General features: G+C 70.8%; 13 protein-coding genes and 2 pseudogenes. 8 read left to right on the top strand and 7 right to left on the bottom strand.

The window, feature by feature from the left end; genetic code table 11:
- Positions 1 to 814: 814 nt before the first annotated feature.
- Positions 815 to 2,461 (top strand): hypothetical protein, encoded by a 1,647-nt coding sequence (locus tag ABZS54_RS18010; RefSeq protein ID WP_355536326.1) that lies wholly within the window; start codon positions 815 to 817, stop codon positions 2,459 to 2,461.
- A 591-nt stretch (positions 2,462 to 3,052) separates the two neighbouring features.
- A complete protein-coding gene (locus ABZS54_RS18005; RefSeq protein ID WP_355536323.1) occupies positions 3,053 to 4,279 on the top strand; it encodes a hypothetical protein in 1,227 nt (408 codons plus the stop codon).
- Between the two features lie 148 nt (positions 4,280 to 4,427).
- Here ABZS54_RS18005 and ABZS54_RS18000 read toward each other — a convergent pair whose 3' ends face one another.
- Entirely contained in the window at positions 4,428 to 4,718 is a 291-nt protein-coding gene (locus tag ABZS54_RS18000) for a hypothetical protein (protein WP_355536320.1), read from the bottom strand.
- A gap of 317 nt (positions 4,719 to 5,035) precedes the next feature.
- A complete protein-coding gene (locus ABZS54_RS17995) occupies positions 5,036 to 5,392 on the bottom strand; it encodes a CAP domain-containing protein (protein ID WP_355536317.1) in 357 nt (118 codons plus the stop codon).
- Between the two features lie 964 nt (positions 5,393 to 6,356).
- Between ABZS54_RS17995 and ABZS54_RS17990 the strand changes: the two genes are divergently transcribed.
- A complete protein-coding gene (locus ABZS54_RS17990; RefSeq protein ID WP_355536314.1) occupies positions 6,357 to 6,770 on the top strand; it encodes a hypothetical protein in 414 nt (137 codons plus the stop codon).
- A gap of 411 nt (positions 6,771 to 7,181) precedes the next feature.
- On the opposite strand, the gene ABZS54_RS17985 is transcribed toward ABZS54_RS17990, so the two are convergent.
- Positions 7,182 to 7,811, bottom strand: a complete 630-nt coding sequence (locus tag ABZS54_RS17985) for a PadR family transcriptional regulator (protein WP_355536311.1) — start codon at positions 7,809 to 7,811, stop codon at positions 7,182 to 7,184.
- Positions 7,812 to 7,901: 90 nt separating this feature from the next.
- Here ABZS54_RS17985 and ABZS54_RS17980 point away from each other — a divergent pair, with 90 nt between their 5' ends.
- The gene (locus tag ABZS54_RS17980) at positions 7,902 to 8,294 is read left to right on the top strand and encodes a VOC family protein (protein ID WP_355536308.1); all 393 of its coding nucleotides are present in this window, start codon (positions 7,902 to 7,904) and stop codon (positions 8,292 to 8,294) included.
- Positions 8,295 to 9,265: 971 nt separating this feature from the next.
- On the opposite strand, the gene ABZS54_RS17975 is transcribed toward ABZS54_RS17980, so the two are convergent.
- A complete protein-coding gene (locus tag ABZS54_RS17975; RefSeq protein WP_355536430.1) occupies positions 9,266 to 10,222 on the bottom strand; it encodes a LuxR C-terminal-related transcriptional regulator in 957 nt (318 codons plus the stop codon).
- A 180-nt stretch (positions 10,223 to 10,402) separates the two neighbouring features.
- Between ABZS54_RS17975 and ABZS54_RS17970 the strand changes: the two are divergent.
- A pseudogene (locus ABZS54_RS17970) lies at positions 10,403 to 11,090 on the top strand (carboxylesterase family protein); the annotation flags it as partial.
- 507 nt (positions 11,091 to 11,597) lie between these two features.
- On the opposite strand, the gene ABZS54_RS17965 reads toward ABZS54_RS17970, so the two are convergent.
- Positions 11,598 to 12,374 (bottom strand): NAD(P)H-binding protein, encoded by a 777-nt coding sequence (locus tag ABZS54_RS17965; RefSeq protein WP_355536305.1) that lies wholly within the window; start codon positions 12,372 to 12,374, stop codon positions 11,598 to 11,600.
- Between the two features lie 67 nt (positions 12,375 to 12,441).
- Positions 12,442 to 13,362, bottom strand: a complete 921-nt coding sequence (locus ABZS54_RS17960; protein WP_355536302.1) for an RNA polymerase sigma-70 factor — start codon at positions 13,360 to 13,362, stop codon at positions 12,442 to 12,444.
- A 688-nt stretch (positions 13,363 to 14,050) separates the two neighbouring features.
- Between ABZS54_RS17960 and ABZS54_RS17955 the strand changes: the two genes are divergently transcribed.
- Positions 14,051 to 14,662 carry a TIGR03086 family metal-binding protein gene (locus ABZS54_RS17955; protein WP_355536299.1) on the top strand — a complete coding sequence of 204 codons (612 nt, stop codon included), beginning with the start codon at positions 14,051 to 14,053 and terminating at the stop codon, positions 14,660 to 14,662.
- Between the two features lie 46 nt (positions 14,663 to 14,708).
- Here the strand turns inward: ABZS54_RS17955 and ABZS54_RS17950 are convergent.
- A pseudogene (locus ABZS54_RS17950) lies at positions 14,709 to 14,899 on the bottom strand (ISAzo13 family transposase); the annotation flags it as partial.
- A gap of 266 nt (positions 14,900 to 15,165) precedes the next feature.
- On the opposite strand from ABZS54_RS17950, the gene ABZS54_RS17945 reads away from it, so the two are divergent.
- Positions 15,166 to 15,690, top strand: a complete 525-nt coding sequence (locus ABZS54_RS17945; RefSeq protein ID WP_355536296.1) for an RICIN domain-containing protein — start codon at positions 15,166 to 15,168, stop codon at positions 15,688 to 15,690.
- A 426-nt stretch (positions 15,691 to 16,116) separates the two neighbouring features.
- A complete protein-coding gene (locus tag ABZS54_RS17940; RefSeq protein WP_355536293.1) occupies positions 16,117 to 16,470 on the top strand; it encodes a beta/gamma crystallin domain-containing protein in 354 nt (117 codons plus the stop codon).
- The last annotated feature ends 363 nt before the right edge of the window (positions 16,471 to 16,833 follow it).

Here is a 16,833-nt window from a genome sequence, read left to right as displayed (position 1 = left end):
GGACGGCGAGATCCCGGGCGTGCCGGCGTCGGGAAGAGGCACGCTGTTCGCGGCCAGGGCGGGATCGAGGGCTCGGGTAGGGGTGGTGGACGGCGCGGTGTCGCAGGCGGCCACGAGTAGGAGCAGGAGAGCCGCTGCGGCGGCCGGTCGAGTGATATGCACGCGTTCCTCCGTAGGCACGAGGTCTGTCCCGTAGGGGGTAACGCGTGCATGCTCGGGGAGTTACTCCGGTGCTGTGGTGGCCTCGCGGCGCGAGTCACGAATCACGGTGGGTGGTTCACGGATTCGGCCCACGGGTTCGGACGTCTTTCGGCACAGGTCACGTCGGCTTCCTCGACCCGACCGGGCAGGTCTTCCGGGGTCGCCACCGCCGCAATCCGGCGACTGATCCGTTGCCGGGGCGTGGGTCGCTCGTTGAACCGATACCGCGACCGGGGCGCGCCCACGTGACGGTACGGAAGCCGGGTGCCGGAATCACCCGATCGACGACAACGAGGAGCCGACCATGGCCGAGGGGTCATCTTGTCGCCGGGTCGGGCTTCGTCTTGCCCCGAGCCGTCGGGCGGGGGACGTCGACGTGTGGGACGGTCTCGGACGCGTTCGACCGGAATACCCGTCACCGGGCCGCAGTCGACGCCCCGCCCGACGGCCCCGCCCGCATACTGCGGCCACGGGGGCCGCGCGGTCCCTTGGCAGGGCAACGAGCGCCGGGCTTCGCCCGGGGCCACACACCGGTCCGGCCACCTGCGCGCCGGCGACCTCTCGCTGACGACGTCCGCGCCCACCCGAACCGTCCGAGAGCCCGGGAGAACCGTTGACCAACCACGCCTCCGCCGTCCCGGCCACGCCCCTGTTCGTCATCGAGTACCCCGAAGACGGGACTGCGACCGTGGACGGCACGCCCGTCTACGTTCCCGAGGGAGCGGAAGCCCGGCATGCCGCCATCGACGAGGTCCGCTTCACGGCGTCCCTCCTTGACCGGCCCGTGCGTGCGATCGACGTCGACCCGGACGGCACGCGCTATCCCCTGCTCGTCGACCCGGACGGGACGCTCACGTTCCTGGCCGAGCCCCATCCGGATCCCGACGTGGACATCCCCGGCGACGAGACACACGCCCCGTCGTGCGAAGGGGGTGCGGCACCGACCGACGACCACGACGGCGACTTCGGCGAGTGGTGGGTCGACACCGAAGGGGACGACCCGCACGGGCAGGCCGCCTCCGAGCACGACCCGCACGAGCCGCCGAACGTGCCCGAAGCCGCCCCGCCGGCCGAACAGCCGTCTTCGACCACGCCCGCACGACCCGGTCGCGCGCGGCGGCGCGCGTCCCGCTCCGGTCTCCGCGTCGCGCCGGCCGCTATCGGCCTCGCGGTCGCCACGGCGGTCACGGTCGTCGCGGTCCTCGTATGGCCGGACGACGAATCCACAGGGTCCCGACCGAGCGCGACCTCGCGTGCAGAGCCCGCCGCGATCACCGCTCCGACCGGCTGGCGGCAGACGTCCGCCTGGTCGCGGTCGATCGCGCCACCCGGAGCCGGCCGGCCGAGCGTGGCAGCCCTCGGGGGTGTCCTGGCCGTACTCACGCCGGACCGTCGTGTCGCCATCCTCGATCCGCACGATGGGCACATCGATTGGGTCGGCGAGCCGCTGCCGGCGGGCAACGCCGCGCTGCACGCGACCGGCGACCCGGCCGCGCCGGTGCTCGTCGCCGAGACCGAGGGCCGGCTCGTGGTGTGGTCCCCACACCACGCTCCCCAACCCTCGCGTCCGCCCACCACCGTCGAGCTCGCGCCCGGCGCCCACGTCAGCTACGCCGGCGCCCTCCCTCTGGTGACCGGGCCCGACGGATCGGCCGCCGTGCTGCGCGGCGATGCCCTCGTTCCGGTTCGGCTCTCTCCCGGAACCGTAGCGATGGCCGCCGACGCGGCGCACGTCCTCGCGGGGCGCGCCGTCGGCCCCTGGGAGCTGCTCGGCTTCGACGGGAGGACACGCGTGGTGGCTCCGCTGCCGCCGCGCCCCGGCGCGCGCATACTGCGCATGGCCGGCGGCGGGCACGGGACGGTCGCCGTCGTGTGGTCCGGCCCCGGGGACGGCAGCGAAACACTCGCCGTGCACGATTCCTCCTCCGGCCGGGTGCTCGCCGGCGCCGACGCTCCCACCGGGTCCCTGTCGAGCGCCTGGATCCACCCTGACGGCAATCCCCTCGCGGCATTGGGACCCGTCGTCGTCGATCTCGCCGAGGGGCGCGCGTCGGTCACCCCGGGCTTCGTCGCCCGCTCCGTCGCCGGCGGCCGAGCGTACGGCACGCGCGACGGCCACCCCGTCGCGTTGACGATGTCCGGCGTCGTAGCGGTGCCGGACCACGCCGCCATCCCCTGGGGCGTCAGCGCCGGCCGCGCGATCCTGCTTACCGGGGACGGGGACCGAGCGGTCCTGCATGCCGTGGATCCGGCTCCGTGATCGAACATGCCGGGCACCTCCGTGGTGGTGTTCCCGGGCGCGATCGAAGCTCGTCGGCGTGGAGCGCCCCGAACCCCGGTCCGCGCCGAGGTGAACGGTCCGCCCGGGGGTAGCCAACGGAGCTGCCCACGGCCGGGGACCCTCGCCGTCCAGGAGCCGTCCATGTCCGGCAGGTCCCGGTCGGCGGCCTCGGCGATGTCCGCGAACGCGTCCGACAAGGCGGTCCCCCGGCGGGACAGGACCCATGCCGGGCCGCGGCCGAGCGCGCCACCCCAGGAACGGAGCCGGCTCGAACACCCCGGCGCGCGGCAGGGATTCGACCGGGGCGGCCGATATCGGCTCGGCCGGGACCGTGATCGTCACGGGCGGCCGGTACCACCGCCGGCCCTGCGGCATACGGTGTCAGCCGGAGTGTCGGCCGGAACCCGGACCGAGGTGCGCACGTCGATCGAGGGCCACTCGGCCGTCACCCGTGCGAGTGGCGTTCGTCGTCGGACCTCGACACCGTACCGGTCGTTTGGCCAAATGGGTTCGGGCCCGTGCCCTCGGTGCCGGGCCGTCCCGAATTCCCGTCCAGTCAGGGGAACACGCATGTCCGAACCCACCGAACGCGACGCCTCCGATGCCCTGAAGGCGGCGCCGCCGATCGTGCTCGCCGCAGGCCCGCGCGAACTCCCCGCGCAGGCGCCTCCGCAGCCGGACGAGACGTGGGAACTGCCCGGCGGGATTGCCTGGGTGTATCACGGCGAGGGCAACCAGGGCATCGTGCGGCCGGTGCTCATGGCCGACGGCTTCAACACCGGACCCAGCACGCTCGAATTCCTCTGGGCCGGATTGGAGAACGGCGGCTACCCGCTGATCACCGAACTGCGCCGTCGGGGCCGTGACGTGATCCTGCTCGGTTTCGCGGAGCGCAGCGCCTCGATCCTCGACAACGCCGAAGCGGCCATCGCGGCGATCATGCGGACCATCGCCGAGCAGATGGGCGACAGCCGGCTGACGGTCGGCGGCTTCAGCATGGGCGGCCTGGTCACGCGCTACGCGCTCGCCAGCATGGAGTACCAGCGCATGGACCACCGGACCGCCGTGTACTTCTCCTACGACAGCCCGCACAACGGCGCCCACATCCCGCTCTCCCTCCAGGCGTTCGCCCACTACATCCGCAAACTCGACCCCCGCTTCTCCGACCAGATGAACAGCCCCGCCGCGCGTCAGCTCCTGTGGCGCCACATCGAGAACTGGTCGGACAAGCCTTCCGTCAGCCCCCTGCGCACCCAATTCCTCGACGAACTCGAACGTGTCGGCACCTGGCCGCAGATCCCGCTGAAGCTGGCCCTGGCCAACGGTGTGGCCACCGGCAGCGGCAACGGCATCAAGCCCGGCACCACCGCCGTCAAGGGCAAGGGTCTGGGCATCATCGGAACCGACCTGCGCACCACGCCCACCGGCGCCGACACCCTCTCCGCCACGCTGCGCGTGGTCACCCCGCAGAAGAACGAGGCCCGCGTCGAAGGCCTCCCCGACATCGACGGCGCCCCCGGCGGCACCCTGGAGAGCTTCGAAATCCTCGCCGACGCGCTGAACAAGGTCCTCGGCCTCGGCGTCGCCAACCCCATCGCAGAGCACTGCTTCGTCCCCGCCGTCAGCGCCATCGCCGCCCGCGGCCTCGACACCCACGACGACCTGTACACGAACATCGACGCACTCGACCCCGAACAGGCCGAAGTCGACGAATTCGTCTGCGCGTCACACAACGAACGCCACACCCAGGTCACCCAAGAGCTGTGCACCTGGCTTCTCGACCGCCTGCCCGACTGACCCGTACCGCAACACACGAAAGGGCCCGTGCCACACGCGGCACGGGCCCGCTACTCGGCCCGAAATGCGACTATTCGCGAGCATTTATCCAGGCATGACAGGGGTGTTCTGTCGGTGTCGGAGGGTTGCCGGGATCGTGTTGCGGACGTCACAGGAACCTCCTGCTCGACCGGCGCCTCGGCGATGGGTACATGTACTCGAACGCCGCCGGCGCACGGATGTGCCGGCCAAGGTGGGCGCGGCCGCCACCGTCATCGGCGAGCTCCACCACGACAACCAGGCCCTGCACGGCTCCGCGCGCCTCCCCGGTCGTGTCGTGGAGATCGTCGTGGGCCAGGTCCGCGTCGAAAGGCTCCAACGCCCGCCGCCCGGGCTCGCCCAGGGTCGGAGCGGAACTGGCCGCGACCTGGTGGAGTTCGCCGTGCGTGAGCCAGTACATCCCCGGCAGATCCTCGCCGGCGGGACCGGCGCGGGAACCGATGTCGGTTCCGGAGCGGGCACCGTGGTGCGGGCCCGCGATCGACGCCCCACGAAACAACGGGCGACACAGCCGAGTTCGGGCCGCACGGGGCCGTCAGGCCGGGCCTACGGGGTGGTTCGAAGTACTCACGACGACTCCCGCCGCCTCCCCTCGCGGGGGCCAGGGCCACCTTCGTCATGCCTCGGGAGCGGCCGCGGTTTGTCCGAACGGAGTCCCCGCGAAGCCGAAACGCCCGCGGCACCGCAACCGGACTCGGCGGTCGCGGTGCCTGCCGATCACCGTCCGAAGTCCTGCGTCCACCATGGGCCACCGGAACCGATGTACACGCCGACGCCGAGCGAGGTGGCACCGCAGTCGACGATGTTCGCACGGTGCCCCGAACTGTTCATCCAGGATTGCATCACGGCCTCGGGGGTCGCCTGCCCGCGGGCTATGTTCTCCGCGGCGAGGTTCGTGACCCCGGCCGCCGCCGCCCGGTCCCACGGACTCTTGCCGTCCGGGGTGTCATGCGCGAAGTAGCCGCGTTCCGCCATGTCCTTGCTGTGCGCTGCGGCGAGTTTACGAAGCGGGCCGTCGTTGCGCACGGGGGCGCAGCCGGCTTTGCCCCGTTCCACGTTGACAAGGGTCAGCACGCGCTCCTCCAACGCTGCGGAGTCGTCGTTCGTGGATGGCTTCGAACCGGTTGCGGGCGCGGATGTGGAGACGGAAGGGGGCGGCTGCGGCGGGCGTGTCGACGGCGCAGGTGGCGGCGTCGTCGAGTCGGTGGGCCGCGTGGGTATCGCCTTGGTGGCAGGGGCCGCAGACGGCGTCGATCCCGCACCGGCGATGGCACGCGTCGGGGGTGGCGACCACGGCCTGTCACGGACAAGGGTCGAGGGAGACTGCCCGCCCCACCGGTCGTCGACAGTGGTGGGAACAGCGGGCGATTGCACGCTCGCGGGGGGCCGACCGCCCGCCTCGGTGATCGGCGACGACGGGAAAGTCGACTCTGCGTCGGTCGTCGGCGGGGACGGGGGTGCATCCGAGCCGGCGGTCGGCGGGGACGGGGGTGCATCGGAGCCGGCGGTCGGCGGGGACGGGGGTGCATCCGAGCCGGCGGTCGGCGGGGACGGGGGCGAATCAGCGACGGTCGGCGGCGAGGGCACCCGCTTGGCCTCGGCCACGTGCTGGTCACCGCTCCCGTCGGCTCGGCCAAGCGCGGTGGTGCCGGCGACGACGCCGAGGACGGCGACCGCCGCGAGGATCGGGGCAACGGCCACACTCGATGGTTGGCGATGCCGCCCACGCTGCCGCCACGGGCGGGTGGCGCGAGGCGGTTGGCTATCTTCGGGCCATCTGTGCCGGGCCATTGTGGTGCGCCCCTTCCGCTGTCGGACGTCGGACTTCACCGAGTGCCAAACCCGGCCGAGACCACCCGAATGGGTGACGAGTGCCGGAGACTATAGCAATCTTGCTGATTCGATTCCGAAGCCGGCGATCAGCCACAGTGGGACATTGCCGATCGATTACGTCACGATCCGCACCGCTCACAGCGCAACACCACCGGCACCGGCACCAGCGGCGAGGATCTGCCGGCGGGGATCATTGCGATGGGCGATGAATCGATCAGAAATCATCGCGTTTCGCAATCGAGCCGCGGGCTCCAACTGGGACGCCGCGATCGGGGCGGCGCTCGCGCCCGGGCGCAAGGTGTCGACGCCGGCCGGTGGAGTCGACGCCGCCTTCGCACTGGCCGATCCGGACCTCGCAGTCGGCATCTTGACCGCGGCCGGCTTCACCGCGGTGGATGTCGTCGACGTACGCGAGGGCGTCTACTACGGCCCGGACGCCGACCGCGCGCGTGCGGCCGTACTTCGGTTGCGGATGGCTCGGAACCTGCTCACCGGCCTGGGCGCCGCGTCCGCCGAGCGCGCACTCGATCAATTGCGCGCGACCCTCGATGCGCACGACACCGGCGACGGCGTCTGGTTCGACTCCCGCGCCTGGCTGATCACCGCGCGCCGGTATTGACGCCCGGCACGAGCCCGCAACGGTCGGCCGGTCGGCGACCCGGACAGCGGCTCCGCCTGCCATGGCCGGACACGCGAGCGCCGTGCGAACTGCCGATCGCGGATCGGCACGAGCGTTCCTTCCACGATCGGCACCTCGTCCGCGCGGTTTCGCGCGCGGCGGGGCCACCCGGCGGCAGACCTGTCAGGTGCCCGTCCCGTCGGGTGCACTCAGGGTGCGGCGGACGACGTTGCGGAGCCAGTGGGTGGGCTCCGTCGGCGTCGTGGCGAGGATGCCAGGCCATTCGGAGCTATCAGCTCGTCTACGGAGACACGTAAAAGAGGTGGCCGGCCCTCGGCACCGGGCTTCGCGGCGCCACGCCATCCGCTGCGCCGCGCCCCGGCCGCAATTCCTGACATAGCGTCAGGAGATCTACGGCAGCGGCCGATCCGGGTCGAATGCGAGGTCGGGGAGACGGGCGCCGGTGGTCGGGGTGACGCCCTGCCAAGTCTCGACCTCGGTTTCGGCCCAGGCCGCCCAGCGGGCCGCCGCCTCCGCCTGTTCGAGGAAGAGGCGGGTGATCAGCGAGATCACCGGGAGGCGGTCGGGGAAGGGGCCGCCGTCCTCGCGGTACTCGTCCACTCGGGCCAGGACCTTGGCCCGGCGGTCCTCGGCGTCGGCGCGCAACGCGGCCAACGTCCCACGCAGATCCGCGAGTTCGCCCTGATCGGCGCAGGCAACGCGGAGCAGGTCGCTCTCCCGGGTGTCGGGTTCCGGGTTGCGGCGGGCCAGCCATTCGGCGAGCCGGTCGCGGCCGGCCGGGGTGATGGCGTAGTGCGTGCGGGCGCGGCGGCCGGTCCAAGACTGCTCGGCGGTCGCGAAACCGGCTTGGACCAGGCGTTTGGGCTCCTCGTACACGACGCTCGCGGATCGCGACGACAGCCACTGCATGCTGCGGTCGAGCTGGCGGGCCAGTTCGTACGGGGTCCAGGGTTGTACGGCGAGGAGGGTGAGGATCGCGTACGAAGTCGTGGTCAGCGGGCGGGAGTCGGGTATCGGCATGCCTTGAAACATACTCCGGTCCGGAGTACGTTCCGAATCCGATTCGATACTCCGAACCAGAGTATCTTCCGCTCTGCCCAAGGAACCCTCATGTCCCGGCATACCGGCTTCTCGCACATCTCGTTGTCCGTCGCGGACTGTGCCGCGAGCGTCGCGTGGTACACCTCGGTGCTCGATTTCGTGGAGATCACCACGATCGAGAATCCCGCCTTCGTGGAACGGATCTGCGTCCACGAGAGCGGCTTCTCGCTCGGCCTCCAGCAGCACCACGACCGGGAGGGCGGCGACTTCGACCCGCGCCGCGCCGGCCTGGACCACCTCGCCTTCGCGGTCGCCGAACGCGCCGAACTCGATGCCTGGCAGGAACGACTCACCGCCCTCGGCGTGACAAACTCACCCATCGAACAAACGGACTTCGGCGCGGTGCTGTGCCTGCGCGACCCGGATGGGATCCAGTTGGAGCTGTTCCACATGGCGATGTGAGATCGCCGGCGCCGAAGCCGACCCGTCCCCGTTTCGGGACAGGCTCGGCGACCGCGCCGATTTCGATGCGCTCGGAGTAGCCGCCTCGGGTCGGCTGCGCCCGGCCGGCACGGTGGCTGCGTGGACGACGCCGATTCCGGCGCCATGGACACCCAGTCGCCCCTGGCGAAGTCGCTTCAGTCAAAGTGAAGTGCTGCCGCATCCGAATCGGGATCGACGCCACGCCGGGGCCTTCGCCGAGGGCGCCGAAGCCGGCCGGCGGACCACGCGAGGGAGCGACGGCGGGGGTGAGGCAGAGCGGGAAGCGCCACAGCCGGGAGGGGGTGGCACCGAACCCGGTTCGTAGCCGCTGGTGGCCCCATCCCTCGTCGACATCGAACACCGTGCGGTCCGCAGAGCGTAGGGGGTGGGGGCGCTCCGCGTCTGCGCACAGTCTGCGCCCGGCCGAACTCCCGTACCTGGACAAACAGTCCGGCGTGCTTGGACATTTCGCGCTGTCCGTCCGGCGGGCGGCCCGAACCCCTTACCGATCGTTTCAGGATGAGATCGGTGTGTTGGCTTGGCAGTTGGGTGCCGATCGCCGCCGTCCACAGGTTGTACGCCCGACACTTGCACCGACTGCGGGTCGGCGGCGCCCTGGTCCAACCTGTCCACCGTGCGCCGCACCGCGTGGTTGAGGGCAAGGAGGAACTCTCTCAGCCGGTCGTCGCCGATCCGCCGGACAGTCAACGGTACGACGAGCGCCGCGGCGAGGATTTTGCACACCACCCCGAGGGCGGTCTCCTGAATGCGCGGTGCCGGCAGTTCCGAGGAGAGTTGGGTGCAGGAGTTCCAGCACCTTGCCGAGGCACCGGTGATGGAGAAGGGGGCCACTGGAAGGGCCGCCGCTCGATCGATCGCCTTGAGGCCAGTCTGGTCCGGCGTCCCCTCGCGCGGTATGCGTCGGGTGATTGCCGCCGCCCGGCGCCCGATCACCCCGGCTGCCCCGAGGTCGTCACGAGCGTCCCCTCGATGAGGTCGCGCAGTTGCGAGCGGGCGGTGATGCCCAGTTTGGGAAAGCTGCGGTAGAGGTGCGAACCGACCGTGCGCGGCGAGAGGAAGAGCTTCTCGCCGATCTCCCTGTTGGTCAGACCACGAGCGGCGAGCCTGATGATCTGCCGCTGTTGCGGGGAGAGTTCGGCCGGCGCATCGGAGCTGGGGTGTGCGACATCGATGCCTGCGGCGCGCGATTCCGCCCGGGCGCGCTCCACCCACGGACGGGCCCCAAGACGCTGGAAGGTCTCGAGGGCCGCGGTGAGCAGCGACCGTGCCTCGGCGATGCGCCGGCGGCGGCGCAGCCATTCGGCGCAGTCCAGGAGTGTCTGGGCGCGCTCGAACGGCCAGTGTTCGAGCGCCGGGTCGGCGAGCGCCTCCCGGAAGTGCGGTTCGGCGTCCTCCGGGTCCGCGAGCAGCGCGCGGGCCCGGCTGATCAGCGCACGCAGCCGGGGTGATGCGTCGTCGCCGAGCCGGCGGGCGCCGCTCCGGTTGCTCGGGAAGCGGCAGTGGCCCGGCGGGGTCGCTGCCGGGTGCGGTGGCGGCCCGGGCCAGTTCGACCAGGGCCAGGGGGTTGCCCCTGCCTGGTCGAGGACCCGGTCCCTGGCGCGTCCGGTGGGGCTCTGCGGCTGATGTTCGAGGAGCCGTCCCGCGGCGGCCGTGTCGAGCGGGTCGAGGGTGAGGACCGGCCAGTGCCGGTCGAGTGCGGGGAGCGGATCGCCGGTGCGTACGCCGATGAGCAGCGTGACCGGCTCGGCATCCAGGCGTTTGACGGCGAAGGCCAGGGCGTCCAGGGAGGCCCGGTCGATGCACTGGGCGTCGTCGATCACCAGGAGGAGCGGCTGCCGGCAGGCCAGATCCGACAGGAGGCCCAGCAGGGCGACGCCGATGAGCATGAGGTCGGACCCTCCCTCGGCGGGACCTGTACCGAGGGCACCGGAGAGTGCCGCGCGCTGCCGCTCGGGCAGCCGGCCCACGGCGCCGACGACCGGGTGCAGCAGTTGATGCAGACCCGAGAACGCGAGGCTCGCCTCCGACTCGCTCCCCTCGGCACGCAGCACCCGGACGCCGCTCACCTCGAGACCGAGACGCACGGCGACCCGCTGATCGGGCTCAGCCCTTTCAGCCTGGTCCTGGATGGACATCCAGCCCGCCGAGGCCGTCGCCGCCGGACTGAGCGCCGACGTCGACCTGCTCATCGGTACCAACTCCGAAGAGGGCAACCTCTATCTGGCCCCCGTGGGCAAGTACTCCACCTCGACCGACGCCGACGTCGAGGCGGCCGCGGCCGCCTCGCACCCCGACCCGGCAAAACTCGTCGAGGTGTACCGGGCGGCGCGTCCGGAGGCGTCCCCCGGCGCGCTGCGCTCCGCGATCATGGGCGACGCGCTGTTCGGCGCGGGCAGTCGGGCGATGGCCTCCGCGCATGCCGAGCACCCCTCGTCGGGCACCTACCGCTACGAGTTCACGTGGCGCTCCGAGGCGCTGGACGGAGAGTTGGGCGCCACCCACGCGATGGAGCTTCCCTTCGTCTTCGACCTGGCAGGCCTCGCCCGACTGCACGGCCCGAACGCACTGCTCGGCCCCGAGAAGCCGCCCACGGACTTGGCCGCCCGGGTCCACGAGGCCTGGATCCGCTTCGCCGGGACCGGCGACCCGGGCTGGGCTCCGTACGACAACGACCGCAGGACCACGATGCGCATGGACGCCGAGTGGACCGAGATCGACGACCCGCACAGTCGGGAACGCCGGGCCTCCAGCTGACGCGAGGATCCGCCACGCGCCGCTCGCGGCGGTCCGAGCGGCCCGCTCCCCACTGCGGGCCCGCATGCCCTGCCCCCGGACATCGCCTCTTGGAATTCGCGGCGGTCGGTGGGGTCGGGACCGATCCTCTCCCCGTGCACGACGCGCGGCACGACCACCGGACCGGCACCGCCGCAGCCGGCAGAGTGGCCGGCCCGGACGGCACCGAATGCTCCCCCAGGGTGAGCAGACCCAGCCGTCCGCCGATCAGCGGCGGGACGGTCTCGACCATGACGCGGGTCGCCAGGCAGGTCGACCCGACGACGACATGGACGACGACCGGGTTCGCCGCATCGACCCGGCGAGGGCGGGTTCGGCACACAATCGGTCACAGCCTCATGGCCTCCCCCTGGCCGGGACGGCCCTTCCCAAGCCCCGCCGATGGCAGGCGGCCCGGACGCGACGCCGATGCCCTCGACGCGGAGCAGCGGGCCGTCACGACGGCAAGTGCCGAATATCGCGTCGCGCTCAGCGGGTCGCCTTGGCGGCGAGGTACTCCTCCCACGTCCTGACGCCCACCGCGTTCTCCCGCGTGACCAGCCCCGCGGCGCGGAACCCGGCGCCCGCCTTGCCCGGGACGCGCACAGGCAACACCCACCGCCGCCTGCCCACCGCCTTCAGCCACGAACGTGCCAGGTCCGCCGCCTGGTGGATGTGCGGGCCGCCCATGTCCGCGACCCGCCCGGCCGGTGCGCCCTGGGCCAACTCGACCAGTCGGTCGGCCACTTCGCCCTGATCGACAGGCTGGCACACGGTCCTCGACGGGACCAGGACAAAGGGCGCCTTGGACAGCACGCCGAAAACCGCGTTCAGCAAGTCCGGGAACTGCGTCGCGCGCAAATTGCTCCACGGGATGCCGGACTCGGCGAGCAACTGCTCACCCGCGACCTTGATCTTGTAATAGGAGTACGGGATTCGGTCGACGCCGACGATCGAGATGTTCACGATGTGCCCGACTCCGGCCGGCTTCGCGGCGTCCAGCAGGTGCCGCCAGCCGGGAATGTCGTGCTTCGGCTTCCGCGTGTCCGACGCGCAGTGGATGATCGTCGCGACACCGTCGAACGCCGCATCGAGGCCCGCACCGGTCTGTAGGTCGGCGGTCACCCAGGTCACTCCCGGGTCCTCGGGCAGCGTCGCCCTGCGGGTCATCGCGCGCACCGGCAGGCCGGTACGGCGTACCCGATCCAGCACTTCACGCCCGAGTACACCGGTCGCGCCCGTCACCAGGATCACGTTCTCGCTCATCGTTCCTCCTCGATCCGGGGACGTCGCTCCGCCGCGGCGTCGCCCTCGTCAGCTGGGAACCGGGCGGCTACGCGTTATGTGACAACTCTCGGCATTGTTCTTCGAGGAATTTCAGCTTCTCCGGATTCCGGACGATCCGCACGCCCGCGATACCCTCCCCGCCGACCTCCACCACGGCCGCCGTCGTGAGTACTCCGCTTTCCCGACCCAACAGCGCGGTATCGCCGTTGACCTCGGCGAAGCCGAACTCCATGCCGGCCGAGAAGCGCTCCACCAGACCCATGAGGAACCTGGCCACCTTGTCGCGGCCGGAGATCGGGCGCGTCGCCGCGGATACCTTGCCGCCCCCGTCGGACCACGCCGTGACGTCGTCCGCGAGGAGCGACTCCAGGTGCTCGAGCGCTCCCTCGGCCGCCGCCGTGAGGAAGCGCGCCAACAGGTCGGCCCGCGCCTCCGCGGGAACCTCGAAGCGCGGCCGACCGGACGCGAGATGTTGCCTGGCCCTCCGGTAGGTCTGCCGGGAGTTGGCCTCGGGCCAGTCCAGCACCTCGGCGATCTCCCGATGGCTGTACGCGAACGCGTCCCGCAACACCACGACCGCCCGCTCCGGCGGCGACAGCCGCTCCAGCATCACGAGCATCGCCATCGACACGGCGTCCCGCTGCTCGGCGGTCTCCATCGGCCCGAGCGCCCCCGTGTCCGTCCGCACCGGCTCGGGCAGCCACGGCCCGACGTACTCCTCGCGCCGCGCCCGTGCGGACGTGAGCCGGTTGAGGCACAGGTTCGTCAGCACCTTGGCCAACCACGCTCCCGGCGCGTCGATGTAGCCCCGATCGGCCGCATGCCAGCGCAGGTAAGCGTCCTGTACGGCGTCTTCGGCTTCCGCCGCCGATCCGAGCATCCGGTACGCGATCCCGAACAACCGCCCCCGCTCCGCCTCGAACTCCGCGGTCGGGTCGGGAAACGCGTCAGCCGTCACGAAATCCACCGTACAAGCCCCGCACGCCCTGCGGACCACCGCCTCGGCGAGGCAGGCGAGCGTCGGATCCCATGGCCGACGTTCACCGGCGCTGCCCGCTTCGGCTGTGTGCGGTTCGCCGTCGAAACGATGCGGTCGCTACCCGCCGTTCGTGTGGCGGGAACAGGCCCCGAGGTCCGTACGAGACTTCTAGGCTGGGCCGGTGACTTCACCGTTTGCGGTTTCCAGGGAAGAACAGTACTGCGTGATGCTCTCCGCGTCCGTAATGGCTGACCCGGGTCCGACCGGCAGCGGCCGTGCTGCGGGTAGTGCGGCGACGCGGTCGGGTACGTAGGGCAAAAGCCGTTGTCGGTCTACGACGAGCTGACCGGCACCCGCCCCTTCCGGAACCGCCTCCAAGCCATCGGGCGGGAGACCGAAGTGGCCTGACCGGCCGCTTCATGAAGCCGGGCCGTGGCCTGGTCAGTCACCGCTGATTTGCTGGAGGATCTTCGACTTCGGCGACCGTGAAGACAGTCGCGCTCGACCGGGATCCGTCCTTGAGGTCCACGAAGACATCGACGTTGCACACCGAGTCCGGTACCCGAGGCACCGCCGCTGCGCCCTGGCAGCGCAACGCCCGCCGAACCAGGCAATCGACGGAGCGATGTCCGATTTCCGCCGGCCATGGGCCACCTTCGCGACCATGCTGGGATGCGTGCTCAACTCAAGCGAGGAACCCATCGACCGATTCGTCTTCGCCGGCCGAGAATTCGAGCGGCGCCTGCACATGGTGCGGCCGGAACAGTGGACGTGGCCCACCCCCTGCAGTGAGTGGAACGTACGGCAACTGGTCAACCACATGACCCGGGGGAACGTCGGCTACGTGCAACTCCTTCACGGCGGCGCCGGCGCGGACTTCATTCGGCTCCGCGACGAGGACGCCTTGGGTGCGGACCCGGTCGCCGCGTACATCCGATCGGTGCGCGAATGCGCGGCCGCGTTCGGACAGCCCGGCGCCTTGGAGCGCGTCCTCGACTATCCGCTGGGCCGGGTGAGCGGGCAGCAGGCAATCGCCGTGCGAACCACGGACAGCGTGATCCACACGTGGGACCTGGCCCGGGCGATCGGCGTCGACGACGCCCTGGATGCGGGGTTGGTCGGGTGGATCGACTCCCACCTCGACGAGATCTACGCGGGCCTGATGGAGACCCCCATCGCCGTCGAAACGACGAATCGCTTCTTCGCGGCACCGGACGGGGAACCCGCCGACGACGGATCGCCACAGGACCGGCTGTTGCACCGCATGGGCCGAAACCCCAAGCTGTGATCTGATCTCCGACTGTCCCGCATCCCGGTACTCACGGACCTGCTCCGTTGAGGTAGCGGAACTGCGGCTCCCGGTCGAAGCGTTGCCTCCCCTTCAGCGTTTTGACGTTCGCCTGCAGGCCGAAGCCCTCCGTCCGCAGCAGGTCCACGACCGTGTCCGCGGATATCCGGTGCCTTGCCGGATCAACTCGTCCGCGAGGCGACGGGTGGATTTCGTCGTCCAGCGCAGTGGCGACAATCGGATCACCGTCGGCAACGACTACGTCATCGCCGCCTTGTCCGCCGACGGCCGACGGGCGCCGTCTGGCGGTGCCGGCGGCGACGGACACCGACCTCGGCTGCCGCAACGGCCGACCATGCCCCGCGCGATCTGGACAGCGCCCCGTACCGTCGCCGCCTAGGCTGCGACCGACCACCTCGCGGGGCACACCACACCCTCACAGGCCCATCACGCGCCCGTGAGTGGCCTGTGGCATGCCCTGAATCCGACAGTGAGGAACCACCATGGGGCTGGGCAGACGTTCACTCGGCATCCTCGGCGCAACAGCAGGCCTGCTCATGATGGCGGGCACCTCCACGGCCGGGGCCGCCCCCGGTCCGGTGGACTTCGATCGTGTCGTCAACACGAACAGCCGCCTCTGCCTGGAAGTCGAGAACTCCTCCACCGCCAACGGTGCTCGTGTCCAACAGTGGTCGTGCAGTTCCCGCCGCGGCGACGACTGGTATCCGGTGCGGCAGTCCAACGGCCTCTACAACATCGTGAACAAGAACAGCGGCAAGTGCCTGGAAGTCCAGAACTCCAACGGCTACAACGGTGCTCGCGTCCAGCAGTGGAGCTGCGTCGGCCAGGAAGGCGCCCTTTGGGCGTTCTTCTGGCAGTCCGACACCCAGTCGTCGGAGATCGTCAGCTGGACCAGTAACCGGTGCCTGGAGATCGAGAACTCCTCCAGGTCCAACGGCGCCCGTGCCCAGCTGTGGGACTGCGTCGGACAGCCCGGCATACGCTGGACGTTGCCGTACGACGTGTAACCGCACAACCCGCCTCGACCGGCCGGCCTCGTCCCGAGTGGACGAGACCGGCCAGTGTCGTTTCGCCGCAGTGCACAAGGGCGTGGTGGTGACGTTGATGCCTGCGTGGGCGAAGGTGGCGTCGATGTGTTCGGTGAGCTCTCTTCCCGGACATTGACGAGCGAGGTCGGCGGACCTCATGTGTGGCCCGCCGACCGTGGGCCCCACGAACGGGTGAAGTTGCGGCCGGACGGCTCGAACGCCAGGCAAAACCATTACGTTGGTTTCTGGTTCCTCCGGTTGTGCCTTGCTGGGTACGCCGTGAGGGGTCGGCCTGGTGGGAAGCCGGTCGTTTGCCGGTTCGACGGAACACCGTTGCGTCATGACGCGACGCCGCCGACAGGGTCGGGGCTTGCGCCGATCCTCGTGTGAAAAGGGGAGTCCTTCGTGATCTCGAAGAGCAAGAGGATCGCGCGTTCCATGGCCGTGGCGGTCGCCGCGGCGGCTACGCTCGCCCTCGGTCTGCCGGGCGGCAACGCCTACGCCATCGACCACGTCCAGTGTGTCGGCGGTGAGAATTTCCTGAAGATCTGGTCGCACCTCGACGGCCGCGAGAGCGTCGACTGCTACGCGAACGCCGGGAGGACCGACTTCGGCGGCTGGTGGGTCGACCGGATCTCCACCGGCAACAACGACCTCATCTACTACGACGTCAACGGTGACTCGGTGAAGATCGAGCGCTGGCACGACATCACCTTCCCGAACCGCTCGCCCAGGGTTGCCGCCATCCAGATCCTGTGACGGACCAAAACTGCGGCGAGCGTCGCGCAATGGACGGGCGGCCGATCACCCCGTTGGTGATGCCGAACCGGCCGCTGGTGAGCGCGGCGCGCATCGGGGCACGTACGGGTCGGCCGCGTCGCCGTGGTCGCCCAGGTACAGGCGCGGGGTTGGGCCGAATGCTGGGCGGCGACCTGGTTCGCATGATCGGCGACGCCACTCTCGTGCAACTCGCCCGACGCACAGGCGACTGCTGCCTCCCTCCGCCGTCCGCGCCCTCGCCGCCCACTCGCCGCGCTCCCCGACGGCGCCTCCACCCCGGCGCCCGAGGAGACCCGCGCGTGAATGCGACCGCACGCCTGCGGCCGGTCCGTCCCCGCGGGG

The organism is Embleya sp. NPDC005575 (genome assembly GCF_040605455.1).
Classification (GTDB): domain Bacteria; phylum Actinomycetota; class Actinomycetes; order Streptomycetales; family Streptomycetaceae; genus Embleya.
Note: the sequence above shows the minus strand (reverse complement) of the source record. Positions and strands in the feature narration are given on the sequence as shown.